Origin of the sequence: Saltatorellus ferox, from assembly GCA_007751475.1 — a bacterium.
In the GTDB taxonomy this organism is placed as follows: Bacteria; Planctomycetota; UBA1135; order UBA1135.
In genome coordinates this window covers 1,339,097-1,355,643 of sequence record CP036434.1, presented here as the reverse complement: position 1 = coordinate 1,355,643, position 16,547 = coordinate 1,339,097, and the positions used below count along the sequence as shown (strand labels likewise).

General features: G+C 63.3%; 9 protein-coding genes. 4 read left to right on the top strand and 5 right to left on the bottom strand.

Annotated elements, in window-relative coordinates; translation table 11 throughout:
• Positions 1–382 precede the first annotated feature (382 nt).
• Entirely contained in the window at positions 383–1,801 is a 1,419-nt protein-coding gene (gene tnpC, locus Poly30_RS05000) for an IS66 family transposase (protein ID WP_145194928.1), read from the top strand.
• A gap of 961 nt (positions 1,802–2,762) precedes the next feature.
• On the top strand, positions 2,763–4,346 hold the full coding sequence (locus tag Poly30_RS04995) for a hypothetical protein (protein ID WP_145194927.1): 1,584 nt from the start codon (positions 2,763–2,765) through the stop codon (positions 4,344–4,346).
• Positions 4,347–5,095: 749 nt separating this feature from the next.
• Here the strand turns inward: Poly30_RS04995 and Poly30_RS04990 are convergent.
• A complete protein-coding gene (locus tag Poly30_RS04990; protein ID WP_145194926.1) occupies positions 5,096–6,337 on the bottom strand; it encodes an ISL3 family transposase in 1,242 nt (413 codons plus the stop codon).
• A 173-nt stretch (positions 6,338–6,510) separates the two neighbouring features.
• Positions 6,511–6,909 (bottom strand): tyrosine-type recombinase/integrase, encoded by a 399-nt coding sequence (locus Poly30_RS28140; RefSeq protein ID WP_419190976.1) that lies wholly within the window; start codon positions 6,907–6,909, stop codon positions 6,511–6,513.
• Positions 6,910–7,046: 137 nt separating this feature from the next.
• On the opposite strand from Poly30_RS28140, the gene Poly30_RS28135 reads away from it, so the two are divergent.
• Complete coding sequence (locus tag Poly30_RS28135; RefSeq protein WP_419190975.1) at positions 7,047–7,346, top strand: hypothetical protein; 300 nt, start codon at positions 7,047–7,049, stop codon at positions 7,344–7,346.
• A 260-nt stretch (positions 7,347–7,606) separates the two neighbouring features.
• Here the strand turns inward: Poly30_RS28135 and Poly30_RS04980 are convergent, their stop codons facing one another.
• From Poly30_RS04980 to Poly30_RS04970, 3 genes are all read right to left on the bottom strand, one after another.
• Entirely contained in the window at positions 7,607–9,322 is a 1,716-nt protein-coding gene (locus tag Poly30_RS04980; RefSeq protein ID WP_145194924.1) for a transposase zinc-binding domain-containing protein, read from the bottom strand.
• Positions 9,323–9,838: 516 nt separating this feature from the next.
• Positions 9,839–11,650 carry an LVIVD repeat-containing protein gene (locus Poly30_RS04975; protein WP_145194923.1) on the bottom strand — a complete coding sequence of 604 codons (1,812 nt, stop codon included), beginning with the start codon at positions 11,648–11,650 and terminating at the stop codon, positions 9,839–9,841.
• Between the two features lie 302 nt (positions 11,651–11,952).
• On the bottom strand, positions 11,953–12,708 hold the full coding sequence (locus Poly30_RS04970) for a DUF2270 domain-containing protein (protein ID WP_419190974.1): 756 nt from the start codon (positions 12,706–12,708) through the stop codon (positions 11,953–11,955).
• A gap of 267 nt (positions 12,709–12,975) precedes the next feature.
• Between Poly30_RS04970 and Poly30_RS04965 the strand changes: the two genes are divergently transcribed.
• Positions 12,976–16,545, top strand: a complete 3,570-nt coding sequence (locus Poly30_RS04965) for a translocation/assembly module TamB domain-containing protein (protein WP_419190973.1) — start codon at positions 12,976–12,978, stop codon at positions 16,543–16,545.
• Positions 16,546–16,547: the final 2 nt, after the last annotated feature.

Below are 16,547 nucleotides of genomic sequence, written 5' to 3'. Positions count from 1 at the left end.
CGAGCGCTTTGGTCCCTTGCTCTACAGGCGGGCGAAGACCTCGAGGCACTGAGATCGAAAGCACCACAGCTCCAGCGGCCACCGCATGGCAATCCCATAGCTACAGCAGAGTACGAAGATGAGCTTGCAAGGTTTCTGCTGCGAGCCCTCAAGCAGATCCGGCCAACCAGCTAGCCAGCTGTCCATAGCTAGACAGGCGAGCTGATCAGTGACCGCCACATCGGTTGTGCGCTAAGCATCCGGATGCCCAGCGTCGCCCGTTTTGCCGCGTATAGTCAGCGCGTTCCTCGTGATCGATGACAAGGGAGCTGTGCTCGTACTTCCGTAAGCGTTCACGGGGGTAGGTGGCCAGTTCGGGGGCTCGAGTACCGATGGCAAGAAGGTGGCCGCGCAGCTTGAACCCGATCCGGATTGCCCTTCGTGTACCTCGCTTGCAGCTGAGCTGCAGGCGTTGCGGAAGGTGGTCGAGAAGCTGAGTGGCGAGGTAGAGCGCCTCAAGGCCCGCAAGCCCAAGACGTCCCGTACCTCGAGCAAGCCGCCCTCCACGGATGGCCCATGGACTAAGCGCTTCTCGAAGAAGAAGCCCTCCGGTAAGAAGCGCGGCGGCCAGCCTGGCCACAAGGGTGTGCAGCGCAAGCCCGCGCCGCCCGAGGACGTGAACCAGTCGAACGACGTCCTGCTCGAGAGCTGCAGAAAGTGCAGCTCTCGGATGGTGAGGACCGGAGCGACACCGCTTCATCATCAGGTCATCGACATCCCGCCGGTCAAGCCCAGGATCGATGAGTGGCTCCTCCATGTGAGTCAGTGCACAGGCTGCGGCTCCACGGAGCGCGCCAGCCTCCCTGCGGGAGTTCACCCAAGCTCGTTCGGGCCGAACCTGTCGGCGCTGGTCGTGCTCCTGAGCGGAGAATACCGGATGTCGCGCCGCAACATCCAGCGCTACATCGCGGATGCCCATGGGGTCGAGATCTCGCTTGGAGCGATCTCTAACATCGAGCGACGGATGACCAACGGGCTCGAAGATGCTCACACTGAGGCTCTCGCCGCCGTGCAGGAGTCGCCAACCAAACACCTCGATGAGACCACATGGCGCCAAGAAGGGAAGCTCGCGTGGCTCTGGGCTGCTGTCGGACAGACCGCCGTTTGCTTCCTGATCCGCGACTCGCGCCGAGCTGAGGTTGCCAAGGAGTTGATCGGCGAAGAGCCCACCGGCATCCTCATCAGCGACAGGTACGCGGGCTACTCCTTCGTCGGCTTGGACCAGCGCCAGGTCTGCCTCGCTCATTTGCTCCGCGACTTCCAACGAATGGCTGAAGGAGAGAAGGAACTCCGCTGGATCAGCGATGGTCTCCTCTTGGCCATGAATGACATCTTCCGATTGTGGCACCGGCACCGAAGCGAGGACGAATCGGAAAGGATCAGTCGGGCCGAACTGCGACGATGGTCGCAGCCGTTGCGAACACGAGTCCTCAAGCTGCTCGACGAGGGGGCCCTCAATCGAGGGCACGAGACACCTGCGATGTGCCGCGGGATTCTTCGAACCGAGCCGTCGATGTGGACCTTCATCCATCACGAAGGCATCGAGCCGACCAACAATGTGGTTGAGCGCACGGTGAGGCCGGGAGTCATTCTCCGGAAGACAAGCTTGGGCAGTCAGAGCGATCGAGGGAGCCGCTTCGTCGAGCGAATGCAGACAGCGTCGGCGACGTTGAAGCTGACAGGGCGGAGCCTTCGTGACTTCGTCCTCGACGTGGCTCATCACGTTCTTGCGGGGGCTGCGGCTCCGGCGCTCCTCAAGTAGGATCGGGGCTCTGCCGCCCTCGGGCATCGCCGTGGACCCCACTCAGCCCCCCAAAAAGCGGGATTCAGGCCCCTGAACGCGTACCCCCTTGTGCCCAAACGCTCCAGCGCTGGTCGCGCGGCTTTGCTACATCACCCTGCCCTTGACATGTGCAAAACGGGCGATCGGTTAAGGGTCTAAGGACTACACGGTGACTCCCAGCACAGAGAAAGAGGGCCTTTCAATATCCTTACATAATGTGCTATTCGAACCGCACAAAGGAAATTCGATTTCTAGAGCGGTGAATTGCGGTTGCATACCGCGATAGATTTACTCCTTCTTCACGGTTGCCTCACCAGAGCCACGGCTGCCCATTGTGCAATGGTATAATCAAGGCCTAGACAATGCGTCTAGATCACGGTCACCCTGAGTAACTCAAACGTGACTACACCTCAATCGCCGCTAAATACCTTCTCGGCGGTTACGCACGCCAAAACTGAACAGAGAACTATCATGAAACTCGCAACTTCACTCTCTACCGCTCTCCTCCTGACTGCCACCGCCCTCGCAGCAACGGTTCTAGGGAATGGCAACATCGAGTCATCGGAGAACGGCAGCACACTGAACGACACCCTCACGATCGACATGGACGGAGGCCAGATCGACTCCATCACAAGGGACGGCTCTTCGACTCCGTTGCGTGACCCTCAGGACTACACTGTCTCGACGAACGCCGCAGGCGAAGCCGTCATTAGCTTCAAGTCAAATCAGCCGAAGAAATCGGTCCACATCGCATACTCCTGGACTGGCAACAACAGTCCAGGTTGCAACGATGGGGATGGCGTTTGGTCTGATGCTGTGGCAAACCCTACCGGGCCCGCAGGACCTCTCTAGAGCGACACTAGTCCGTGAAAGTCCTTGGGCGCTCGCTGCAATTCCCCCGCAGCGCGCGCCGCGTTCATTTACACATTTCGTCTAAATCATGAAGAAAACTAATCGCCTAGTTATCGGCCTAGCCGTAATAGTCATTATGGCCTATTCATGGAGCCAATTAGCTAGCGATTCCGTCACGCCGATAGACGGAATTCATGACTCTGGCAATGCCGACATGAGCGCACCTCTCCATGAAGGTCAAGTCGTAAAAGCTAGTGCACACTCTGGGGAAAGACAAAAAGTGAACCCCTCTCCAGGTGCAACAGACCATCCGCCCAAACACTCCACCGGTCAGGCAACTGGACTATCTCTGGAGATTCGCTCCTTGGACTCCACTGACTATAACGAAGGCCGGCCCGGTACGCTAAGCATTGGTTCTTCATGGTTTCCATCGAAATCAATTGAAGGGAAACAAATCTTCAGTGAGAACAAGTGGGCGCTTATGCGGCAGCTTCGCGGCCCGTCATTCCTAGTAGATACATCGAGAGTTTTGCCACCCGAACTTACAGGCCTTCGCAAACTGGACACCTCATCCGTTGAGCTGGTAGGGTTATCCGAATTAACCGGCATGAAGCCAAATGAAGTCGTAATCGCTCCGCTCAACAAACACAGGCTCTATCTCGACGGCCAATCCCTGCACCACCGCGGAGCACTTAGTCATGGAGATTCCGTCGAAAAAATCTCCCGATACGACACAGGTGAAACGGCATCAATCGCCTCACTCCACAAGGGCTCGGAATACCGTTGCATACTTCTATTCGACGCAGACGGTGTTTCAGGCGATCCATTCGACTACACGGAGCCGACGTTCATCCACCCAAGCAATATACAGATTAGCCTAAGCGGAATCGATGGCATAAACATCAACATTGACTCAATCGACGATCTCACGGGCAGCGTTTTTTATCTTGAGACGAAGTCGCGGCGATCTCGCATGATCGGGTCAGTTTCGGATTCAAAGCTTTGGTGGGCAACTGATACCGCGAAGGACGGGGAGTACCGATTCATTGCCTTTGGGAATGGATGGTCGACCGAGCTAAGCGACACAGCTTGCTCAATCAACAGTGGAATGCCTAGCCAGGAGCGCGTGGATCTCCAGATCTCTCGCGACATACCAATCACCGTTCCAATTCTCGGTAAAAATGCCGACTACGCGACATTCTACCGCAAGGGGAAGGGGAGCTTTAGTCGCCTAAAATCTGACCCATTTAAACACAGCGGGATATTCTCCTTTCAGTCAGAGGGTAGCCTTACCATCTTCGGGCTTAACGTTGAATCTGAGATCGCCTTGCTGAGGCACAGCGATCTCGAAGTCAAAGTCATTGAACTCAATACAGCCGGGAATTCAACGGTTACCTTCTCTGACTCCGAGCCGGTATTCCTAGAACGTGCACATGAGGTGATATCAGAATACGAGCTGGAGAAGATTGAAGACACCTCCGTCACATACACCGTAAGCCGACAGGTAACTGGAGGACTATACGGAGACGGTTGGATACCGATCATCACGCAAGTAAGCTCATACTCGGACTTCCTAAAGGAAGAGAGATTTATGGCATCCACTGGGGAGAACTCGCGCTTCAAGGTATCCACGAACGACGTCAGTTTCCCGGACGTCATTTTCTCGCAATAGCTGACAAAGGCGTCGTGCAACAGATGCGCCTTGGAGGACGCAGGCTCGTCGCGGCGTAAGCGTGTCAGTGAGGGTTTCCTCAGAAGAGTGGCCGTCGCTGCCTGATACTCGAGCGCCTTCGACTCGTGCGTAGGGGACTTCTCTCCGCTCGCGCAGCGGCCCAACCATCTATGCCGAGCCCCGTATGCCGCAACGCGTGAAACAGAGAGGCCAAAAGGATCCCCAATCGCGCAGTCTTGAGTTTCATGCCGATGGGGGGCCCTGAAGCTGCCTACAAGCCTGCTCATCCGACAGCACTAGCGCCTTGCCTCAGTTGTTGCTGGCCGCGAGTCGCTTCACGCCAGCCACCGGGTTCATCTAGGCAGCGCTCTGATCGCACAAGAAGTTCTAGAGCGAACTGAGCAAAGGCTGCTTCCGACGAACCGCCTCCCGAGCTGCTGAAGCTCGGCCACGGACAGCAATCGAGGCGCGGTGCCCGAAGCCGTCTCAGCCTTCAGATTAATCTCGGACGCACCTGAACCCGACTTGGAGCCCAAGAGCGGAGTAGCACTTGGAGACGATGAGTCCGCATGAGGGACGAATAGGAGAAGGAGGGGATGGGGAAGCCATGTCGTCCTTGAGCTCGACGCCGGAGGGAGATGGCTCCAAGAGACAGGATACGGCGACGGTCCGAATGGACCCGTGCCTCTCCCTTCCAACGTAGGGGGAGCGGCTTGGCCGCCATTTATCTGGTGGAAATTTTCGGCGCATCAGGGTTCCGTGTGGGTAGCCAGCCGCGGGTAGAGGTCGAGGCCACCAAGGTGGAACATGATCGCGTCACGGAAGCGGTCCCGGTTGCGGTAGCCATTCGCCCGCCCCTTGAGCCTCTGGATTCGGCTGTTGATGCTCTCGGACGCTGCGTTCGAGGCGCCATGGACGACGGCATTGACGATGCCGATCCAGTAGAGGCGGATGGTCCGGGCCACTCTCTGCATGGGCGCAAGGCCCGTCTCGTCTGCCCAGTCGCAGAGCTGTAGCCACGCCTTCTTGGCCCACGTCCTGGACTTGTAGTGCCACAGCTTCGAGGCCATCTCCTTGATCGCCCAAGCCTTCGCAACGTCGAGCGACAGCGCCTGCAACGCCTTGAACTCCCGCTTCATCCGCTTCGACATGGTCTTCAGGCTCTTGAGCCAGTGGAACTTGGTCTTCTTCAGCGAGTCATCTCCAGCCGCGATGAGGACCTTGTTCTCGGCACGCCTGACTTCGTCGACGGCGCGACCGAAGAGCTGAGCGGCGTGGAACCGATCGAAGCAGAGCGCCTCCTCCCAGTTCGGCAACGCGACCGCCGCCACGTTGATGAAGGGGTCGTGCATGTCCATCGCGCAGACCTCGATGCCTGCGAGCTGGGCGGGGCTCAATCCATCGAAGAATGGCTGAATGGAGTCCTGCCCATGGCCATCGGCGACGTAGATCACCTTGCTCGTGAGCAGGTCAGAGACGCAGCTGACGTACTCATGCCGCTTCTGGAAGGATGTCTCATCGATTCCGATCCACTTGGGACTCACGTCTCCCCGCCGCTCCAGACCTCGCTTCACAGCGCGCGCCTGAATCCCTGCGACTTGATCCCAGCTCAGCCCAAGGAGCTTAGCGGTCGCACTCATGGGCGTGATCAGAAGCAGGTCGATCACGTGGCACTCGAACCTGGCCGTGAAGCGTGCAGAGACCTCGGCCCAAGGAACCAGCAGCTGCTTGACGCCGTGCTCAACGCACTCCACTCTCGGAACATCACAGACGATGCTCGTCTGGTACTCGCAGAGATCCAGATGGCGCCAGCGCCGGTTCCGGGAGTCGTACCCTGGAGACGGTGCGCCGCACTCAGGGCAGTGCAACTCTTCACCTTGGTGCCGGACCTGCACCTCCACGAGCCGCTCGTCCTTGATCAGCTCCACGTGCATGATCTCCCAGGGACTTGGCAATGACAGAATCTCATGCAGCGCCTCTTCGAAGTTCATGCGCCCATTCTACCTGGCACCGGCGCCTACCCACACGGAACCCTGATGCGCCACCCAAAAGCGAGGAATACATGTTCATGCTCTGGAGAGACTATCTCGATCACTGCCATCTCACTTTCATCAATCGAGATTAGCGCCGCGACAGATCGACACCGTTCCAGCAATCCCGACCTTCATTGGTATGACACCTTGAAGGTGGGAGAGTCCTCCGGCCGTGAGCGCCGCCGGTCATAGAGCCGCGTCGTGCTGATATTCGCATGGCCCAACCACCCCTGGACGAATGCGATGTCGGCTGAATGCTCCAAGGCATTCGTTGCCGCCGTCGCCCTCAGCGCATGCAGACACAGCCCGTCCACATGCACACCCGCCCGCAGCGCGTAGCTCTTCACCATCTTGTAGAGGCCATCGCCCGTGATCGCGCCCTCTAGGCCGCCCTGCGGGTTGCGCACCGGCCGGAAGAGGGGACCCTTCTTCTCTTCCCTATGGCCCGCTGCCTCGAGGTACTCGTCGATGGCCACGAGCGCCGCGGCGTGCACGGGCACGTAACGCGTCTTTGAACCCTTGCCTTCCACGCGACGGATAGGACTTCCAAGCGGGGTGTCGACACCTCGGTAACCGTAAGATCGTCGGGCCTGGACGTGGGAGGAATCGGATGGTTCTGGCGCCTGCGGAAGCGCGACTCGCGCGGTGTCTGTGCGAAGAACTCGGAATGGGAGTCGCCGAAGCCTGGGGCTTGGCGGTGGCCGGGAACGTGGATCTGGATCGGTCGCTGCGCGAGCGCTGGAAGGCGAGCCTCCAGCGCTTCCCGATCGAACGGAGGTCGCCCTCGATGCGGCTGACGAAGAGTGGGGCGCGGGTCGAGGTGAAGGCGACCGCGAGTGAGCTCGCGAGCCCGGATTTCCTGCGGGAACTCGACCGGATCGCAGCCCTTGGTTTTCGGGGGATCGCCCTCGAGGTGCACGTTCCCGTGGCGCCGCCGGGAGCGACGGAGCGGCGGCATGACGGATAGGACTTCCAAGCGGGGTGTCGACACCTCGGTAACCGTAGCCTGGGGCCTGATTCTTCGCTACCCCCATCCTCGCGGGCCACACGGGAGCGCCCGAGCGGCCATCGGGCTCTTCGCTGAGCCGAACTCGCCCGATTTCGCCCCCTCCGACGAGCACCACCGGTTCGCTTCACCACGGCCTTCAGCCAGCACCCTCCTCAAGAGTGCTGGCTGGTCTCATGTCACCGAGCCCGGTGACCCACGCGCCGCTCTATCGCAGCGCCCTACTTCCCGAAGTTCAGCCGCCCCTGCCGAGGCGGCATCGGTATTCGGACCTTGAGCTCTGCCGGTGGGGAACGACTCGGCCCTGGCGATGACGGGTCTCCCCCACCGGGCGAATCGGATGACCTCCTCGCTGCCGCTCTCACCCCCTCCAACACCTTCCGCGCTGTCTCCGGATCTGTGATCACGGAGATCATGTGCCTGCGGCCCCGGCAGCGCGGGCAGCGGAGAACATCCTCCGAAAAAACCCGCTTCAAGAGATCTGCCCAGCGGATGTATCTCTGGTCCTTCGACGACTCCCCCGCACTCTTCGAGCCGTCTTCATCGGCGACGTCCACATCCTTCGGCTCCTTCCGAACCACGGGACGCGGGACCACCAGATCACGCAATGATGAGGCCGGGGCCAGCACTCCCTGATACGTCAACTGATGCTCGCGTGGATGCGGCGCGAGCGCCGCCAGTCGAGCCATGAACTGGTACGGAGTCATGACGAATCCCTTGGTCCCATCACGCCAGGCCTTACGTAACAGCCATGAGACCATGCCATCGGGACGGACCTCGAAGCGCTCGAGACTGATGGCGGGCCTCGTCACGTAGCGGCAGAGCTTCTCCAGCTGCGCCCGCTGACCCTTCCGGATCAGCGTCGCCGCATGCAACGAGAACCCGTCAGCGTTCACCACCAGTGGAGGCGGCACGTACTGACCTCCCCAACCCGACGACTGGAACGCAAGGCCGAGATCAGGGTCGATGAGGCGCTTCAGCGGCTGCCCAGCACCAGGACCGAAAGGCACCAGTGACTTCACCGAGGCAGCCTTCAGGGCCGGAAAGAACGCATCATCACGCGCGTCGCCAAAATCGAGAAGCGGCTGCTCATCAGCGCCCGCGTCCGCGTACTCCCAAGGGGGGTCGTCGCCTTTGCGTAGGGGCAGACCGAGTGCGATCGGGTCGAGGGAGTAGCGCTTCAGCACCCGACGGATGCGCTCGATCGCGTCACCGTGCACACGTGCGACCTCCGCCGACGTCAAAGGATCCGCGGGCAGAAAGACGGGAGACTCGAAAGCGCTGCGCGTGACGTACACACCGTCCAGGTAGAGGGAGTGGAAGTGAACATTGAGCCCCAACGAGGATTCAAAACGCTGCGTCGAGTTCACGGCGCCGATGTCCAGCCGGACCGGGGAGGAAGAAACGGAAGCTGCGGCTTCCTCTGGGTCACCCTCTGGGTCAACTTGCACCTGTTGCTGCTGACGACCCAGGGTCACTTGTCCGCGGCGTTTGTAGGACGCAGAGACCGCGCGAATGTGTGCCCGCGTGACCTCTCGGCAAAGCTCCGCGTTCATCGCCATCGCCAGGCGTAGCGGCCTGGGGACCGTGAGTACCCACTGGCGCACATCAACATCGGGGAAGACCCTGTCGACGAGGTGCGCGGCCGTCTGCGCCATCTGGCGCCCGCCGCAGGAGGAACAGAACGTTCGACCCTTACAGGAAAACGGCACGATCGTGTCCGTTGCGCAGGAGGGGCAACGGAGGCGGCTGAAGCCGAACGCTGGATCGCCGCATTCGAGTACAGCCTCGAATTCCTGGATGACGTACTTCGGCAGGGAACGACCGCCGTTCTCGTCCTCGAACTCCGCGAGGAAACCGGGAAGGTGCGCCCTGACGAAATTCTGGAGCGGCGAGCGGCCCCCCGTGCCCCTGAAGATGTCCGGTGGATCGTCCATTCCAGAGGAACGGACCGGCCAAGTTCGAAGCGGGTTGCGCGCAAGGCGCCATGGCCACGCTACGCCTCCGAGACGTTGCTCCAGCTGCTGGAATCGCTCCGGATAGAGCCCATCGAATCAATCATCGCGAGCTTTCAGGTGCTCACGAGCGAGTCCAGCTGTGACCCACCGCTCGGGTGTGACTCAAGGAGGGTCCCATCACTCCCGCCCACTTGTCATGCCACTCCCCATGCTCCGCCTCGCCGTTCTCCTCCTCCTCGCTGGCTTCATCGGTACAGGCCAGGCGCTGGCCCAGCGAATCTGGGTCGACGCCGTTCACGGCAGCAACAGCAACGATGGGCTCACGCTGGCGAACCGCCTTCAAGGCGCTCACCTAAGCGATCGAGGGGAGCGATCAGCCGCCCAACCGTCACGTCAACGTGCGACCCGAGGAAGCGTAGCTCGAAAGGCGTTCGCCCACCCGAGCCTTGGCCGCGCTCGCTGATCCACTCGACGATCCACTCGCCGGCCTCGCTTTCAGGGCAGATTGCGGAACGTGACGCAGCGTGCGCCCGAGAAGTTCGAGGTGGTCTGGCCCGCCACCATATCGCGATACCAGAACTGGAAGCACACGGTATCGCCGGGCGCGGCGGCCACGCTTCCCGACGGTGTCGGGAGCGCGCTGAGATCGGGCGTGAAAGACACCTGCCCGGAGGGGCCTGAGTCCAGAACATCGCCCGCGAAGCGGCCCATGGAGAGGCTTCCGATGCAGAGATCTCCCATGCTGCCTCCCGGGTTGGCGACGGGAATCAGGTCGGAGGACGTGACGAAGTACCCGAGCGAGTTCGCGGGCAGGTCCTGGACGTGGATCGAGAGGGCGTTGTCCGCGGGGATGTCGCTCCCCCCCATCGAGAGAGTTCCGCCGAGGCCGGTCGAGTTGGCCTGCCCCGCACAGATGGCGTCGCCCAGGCCGAGGTCCTGGGAGATCCGCATGTAGCCAAGGCCTGCGGCCGTGTTTCCGTATCCGGAGATGCAGAACAGATAGTCGGATCCGGCGGAGGCGTCGAACGCGACGCGGCTCGTCAGCCCGGCGCCGCTGTCGTCGTCGCAGACGAGGGAGGTGAGCTGGCTGCAGTCGCTCCCATCGAAAACCTCGAGAACCGTATCGAAGCGCGACCCCGAAAGGTCGATCACCGTGGTGGCCGTCGCGGGCGCGCGGAACGAGAACCAGATATCACGGGAGAGAGAGGCTGGCTGACAGGAGAGCTGAGAGCCACTGGCCGTGGCAGACAGACTGCTGAAGTTCGTGTACCCCATCTCGACGGAGATCGCGTCTGCGCAGGCGTCGTTCGGCGCGCTGGCGGACGCGCACCCGGAAACGTCGTGGAGATCGATCCCCGTTCCGTCGGCGCTATTGCGCTTGGCCAGGCACAGGGTGCTGCCGCGCAGCGCGAGCCCGATGGAGGATCCGGACGAGGCGATGGTGCCGAGCAAAGACGGCGCGGCGGGATTCGATACGTCCAGGATGGCCACCCCGCTCAGTCTTCGCGACACGTACGCAACGCTTCCGGAGACTTCGATGTTGCGGGCATCGTCCCCGGGAAATGACCCCAGGAAGACGGGACCCGTCGGGTCCGTCACGTCGATCAATTGAAGACCCGCCGTCCGGTCCGCCACGTAGGCGATCCCATCGGAGTACTCCACAGCGATGGCGAAGTCCGGTGTGTCGTAGGAGCCGATGACCACCGGTGCCGAGGAATCCAGGATGTCGACGATCATAAGCCCGGCCCCGAGGCAGCCCACGTAGGCGTATCGCCCTGCCATCTCGATGTCGTAGGGCTGTGACATCGGGAGGGACGCCAGAAGTCTGGGCGCCCTGGGGTTCGCCACGTCGACGACCAGGAATTCGTCACCCAGAAGGCCCACGTAGGCGATCGATCCCTGAACGGCCACGGAGAGAAGACTGCTGCCCGTGGCCAGCCCACCCAGCCGCACGGGGTTCGTCGGATCCGAGACGTCCACGAGCGTGAGCTCCGACCCGTCGTGCGCCACGTAGGCCACGTCTCCTGCGACGACGACTCCGTTGGTCGCGGACGTTCCCGTGCTGTAGTGACCGAGCAGACTCGGCGCAGAGGGAGTCGAGATATCCACGATCGAGACCCCCTTGGGCGTACTCTCCTCGGGGATGTAGAGAACGTTGCCTGAGATCTCGAGCGTACGGGAGAAACCGGTGCCGGCGAACGTTCCTTCATAGGTGGGGGCGCACTGGGCGGAGGCCTGGGTGGCCAGGGCGAGGGGGCCAAGGGTGGAAGCCAAGAGGACGATGGCCTTCGAAACGGAAATTCGCATGGTCAGGGATAGAAGAGGATCTGGATGCCGGGGAAAGCGGCTTCAGGGGGCCGCCGCCTGTCTTGGCGGAAGCGCTCATCGCGCTGCCCCACGAAAACCTCCGTTTCCGGCTGCTGGCATACTGGGGACTGCCGGGCGGCGGGACGAAGGGTGGGGCCAAGGGGCTGCTCACGATCCACGACATCCTGCATATCACCGAGGCTCTCCAGGCGAAGCTCGCGCCCCCTCGACGCTCCCGCCTCCTCCGCTTCCCTGGTTGCATGGGTAGGAGTTATGGAGTGCGGAGTTCCGGCTCAGCGCCCTCAGTAATCGAGCGCCGAGCGGCCTCTCGGTTCGTCCGGTAGCTCGTACGTCCAATCGTCGAGATCGTAGCTCGAGGTCCGTCCGCCGAAGACGATCAGGAGCAAGCACCCGATCGCGAAGGCCCCTAGCACCGCGAGGGAGGCCCACCACGGCACCATCCCGTCACCGCCCAGGCGCTGGCGGACCGCCGCCCAGGACCGGACCGCCGTGGGCTGCGTGCCCACCTTCAGAACGAACGCGACGAAAAGCACGCCGTACATCGGAAGGTAGTTGCGAAGGAGACGGGTGCGAAGCGCGGCGATGGCGCTCGTCTTGAAGCGTGGTCGGAAGAGATCCACCGCCACCAGGGTCCCCCACTGCTCCGCCGGACTGACCGGGTCGCGGCGCAGGATGGGGCCGTAGAAGTTCTCCTCGATCATCCGCACCCGTGAGCGCCAGACGTCCGCGAAGCGGAATCGTCGCGCCTCGATGAAGAGAAACATCGTCACGATCGCGAGGCCGGCGATCATCGACCAGGGCGAGGGGTGGCCTTCGCCGAAGGAGTAGGTGAGAACCCCCGCCGTCGTGAGGACCGCCCAGTTGGTCGTTTGATCGATGCGCAGCCGCCACGTGTTCGCCCGGTAAAGCTCTCCACGGTAGAGGTGGACGATCGCCGAGATGTACTCGGACCTCGTGAGCGGGGTGCTTTCGTAGTCGGCGCGCGGGGGCGGCTCCGACGGCGCCTGGCCGGAAGGGTCGGGTGAGGGTGCATCCATCGGGGCCATTTTGCCCCAAAGCGTCCCGGCGCCCCCCCGTCGCTACCCCGGAGTTTTTTTCCAGGTCTTGCCACCAGACCCATGGTTAAGGGTCGAGGTCACCGCTCGCATCGTCGATAAACCTGGCGGCCATCTCCCATGGAAGACCCTTCCCCCCAGGATCCCACTTTCCCGCAGAGGGCGCGGGCGGATTCGTCGAAGCACTCTCGGACCCATTCAACGGGGAACTCTCCGCCTCCCGCGCGACGGAAGCGGGGCTGGCGACGGGTGACGCGTACTCTCTTTCGGGTGGGCCTGGCGTTCGCGCTCTTCGTGCCCGCGGGTCTGGCTCTGCTGTACTTCACCCGCGAGCGCACGCTCCATCCGCTCCTCGTTCGCATCGCGCCGCCGATCGCGCGCATGGCGGCCGGGCTCGAACTGGAGATCGGCGACATCGACGGCGACTGGCGCACTGGACTCCACGTCGCAGGGTTCAGCCTGCGCAAGGCGAACGGGGAGCCGCTGGGCGTTCTCACCTCCGCCTCCGCCGATGAGGTTTCCATCGAGGGTGACCTCATCGGCTTCGCGCGGAACTTGAACCGTCTGGAGCTGATCGAGTCGGTGCGCGCCACGTCTCCCGTCGTTCGGCTCGACCTCACCGCGCCGAGCACCTCGAGCGAGGAGTCCGGCCCGCTGCGACTGCCGCTCATCCCGCGGGTGACCCTCACGGACGGCGACCTCGAGATCCGGCTCGTTGCCGACACGCTCCGCTTCCAGGGGATCGAGATCGATGGCGCGGCCACCGAAGCGTCGCCACTCACGGTTCGAACGGCCGCATCGGCCGCCGAGTGGAGCGCCGTCGTCGACGGTGCCGTCGTCCGCCAGTCGGAGCGGCGGGTCGGCGTCAAGGCGTCGATCCCGGAGGGGATGGCGCGAGGCATCGACGTGACGCTCGAGGCACTCGTGGGTGCCTGGAGCCCCGAGGAGACGACGATCGAGCAAGGCAGCCTGACGGTCGGGCCGAACCACCTGACGCCCGCGGGCGTCACGCTGACCTCCGGCCCCCAGGGAGTCGAGGCGGGCGGAAACATCGCGTTCGATCTCAAGGACGTCCAGGACGCCTATCGCGTCGTCAACGCTCTCCGTGGCGTGGAGGATACGGGCGATTCGCAGAACGCTGCCGGGTGGAGCGGCCAGCTCCGCGGAACGATCGCGCTGGAGCCAATGCCAGGTCAGATATCCACGGGCGACGTCACGATCAGCGGCGAAGAATTGGAGATCGCAGGCGTCCGGCTCGGATCCGTAAGCGGCTTCGCCACCGCCGACAGAAGAGGCGTGTACCTGCACGAACTGCGAGCGGTGGACGGAGAGAGATCTGAGCTCAGGGGCTCCGGTACGCTGCTGGCCGACGGACGGACCCTCGACGACGGCGAGCTCACGGTCTTGATCGATCGCCCGCAGAGCCTGCATTCTTCCCTCGAGCCCATCCGCGGACTGCGCGCAGAATTCAGCCTCGCAGGCGAGCTCGCGAATCCCTCGGGTAGCGTCGAGCTCTTTGCCGACTCGCTGAACGTCGGCGGCCAGATGATGCGCGACGTGGCGGCGGACGGCGCGCTGATGGACGGCGTGCTCGACCTGAACAGCGTCGAATGCAAGACGGAGTACGGCAACGCCAGCGCTTCGGCTCGCATCGGGCTGCCGCTCGACGGACGCCCCCTCGACCTGCTGCTGCAGACGCTTCGCTGGGAAAGCGATGGCGCCACCCTCGCGCTGGCCGAGCCCGTGCCCATCCTGGTCGAAGGGGAGCACGTGAAGATCGACGGGCTCGTACTCACGACCGGCAAGGGACGGGCGGCGCTCACCTTCGATTCAGAGACGGCGGAGGGCCTCGCCCTCGATCTGGAGATCAAAGGCCTCGAGCTGGAGCCATTCGTCGGCGAGTTCGCGGCCGCCGAGGGGATGCGGTTCGGCGCGCTCCACGGCACAGCGGCCATTCGAACCAAGAGCGCCAGAACCCAGGGCGTCGAGGCCGCGATCGACCTTGCTCTCGATCGCTCCAGGGACCCCGCCGCCGCGCCGATGAGAGCCAAACTCAAGGCCACGTGGGCAGACGAACGAATCGAGTTCCAAGACGTCCTCGTCGAGCTGGACGCTCTCCAGCTCCAGATCGCGGGCGGAGCGCCGCTCGCCACCACCGGCGAACTGCTCGGCCCTGGCAAGGTGGACCTCCAGGTTCGCCTGGGCATGGACGCGGCCACGCTGTCCACCCCGCCGATCAGTCTCTTCCTCGGCCAGGAGTCTCTTCCCTTCGTGGAACGCCTGAGCGGCCGCGCCTTCGCGAACGTCCACCTCGATGGCGCCTGGGACTCTCTGCGCGGAAGCCTCCAGCTCGATGTCGAGGAAGCCCGACTCGCACCGGCGGTCGGACGGGTTCCCCTCCTTCCCGACGCGCTCACCGGCTCCCTCGCTCTCCGCTTCGACGAGGCGATCACGCTGGAGCCTTCGAACGTTCGCCTCGGCAAGGTGGCGCACGCGGTCGTGAGCGGGTCGCTCGCGCGGTCGCTGGACGCCACGGCCCTCGTCGCCGACCCGGCCGCGCGTCTGGAGGAGTGGAGAAGCTCCGCGATCACGGCCGAGGCGAAGCTCGACTTCGACTCGCTCGACTGGATCGCGCGATTCCTGCCTGAACTCCGCGAGACCAGCGGCAGCCTCTCCGGACTCGCACAGGTACGCGGCAGCCTCCGGGATCTGGAGCCGAACGCAACGCTCGTTCTGAAGGACGGCGGCGCCCGCTATCGCGGTCTTCCACCGCTGGAGAACGCACAGGTCGAGATCAAGCTCGACCCGATCCAGATCCAGATCGTCCGCGCCGACATGGAGCTCGGCGCGTCACCCGTGTCGATCGGCGGGACGGTTCTCTACGAGCAGGGACAGCCCCGGATCGACGCCACGATCAAGGGAACCGAGGTGCTCCTCGCGCGGAGCACCGACGCCCTGATTCGCGCGGACGTCGACCTGACGCTCAGGGGCCGCACCAGCGCCCTGGTCGTCGGCGGTGACGTCGCGCTGGCTGGCGGCCGCCTCCGGTCTCCCATCGAGTTCCAGGGGCTCCTGGCGGGCGGATCGAAGGCGCCCCAGGCGGTCCGCCGCGGCATCCGGATCCCGGCGTTCGGACCGGATACGGTGAAGCTGGATCTGAAGATCCGAACCACGGAAGCGCTCTCGCTCAAGGGTCGCATCGCGCGCGGTAAGATCCGCGCCGAACTCCAGCTCATCGGCACGGCCGCACAGCCCACCCCCATCGGTCAGGTGTTCTTCGATCCGCTCGAACTGGCGGTTCCCGCAGGGACCATCAGCTTCCCCACCGGCCTGATTCGCTTCGATCCCGACAGCCCCGACATCCCCCGCATTGACCTTGTCGGCACCACGCGCCTCGCGGGCTACGACGTCACCGTGAACGTCGACGGCGACTACGACGCGCCGAACGTCGAGCTCTCCTCGTCGCCTCCGCTCGCGCCCGAGGACCTTCTCTTGCTCGTGCTCTCGGGCCAGCCGCCGAGCCGCGGCGGCGGCATCGAAGCGGCCGGTCAATCCGTGGCGCTCTACGTGGCCAAGGACCTCGTGCGCGGCTGGTTCTCGTCCGGCGGGTTCGAGGACGAGGACAAGGAGTCGTTCCTGGATCGGCTCGAGGTCACGACCGGCCGCGATGTCTCGCGTTCGGGCACGCTGACGCTCGAGGCCACCTACAAGCTCCGCGAGGGGCTCGCGCGGGAGCGCGACGCCATCTACGTCGTGCTCGAGCGTGACTCCTACGAGGATTACGGCCTCGGGCTTCGATTCGTGCTGAGGCTTCGCTAGCG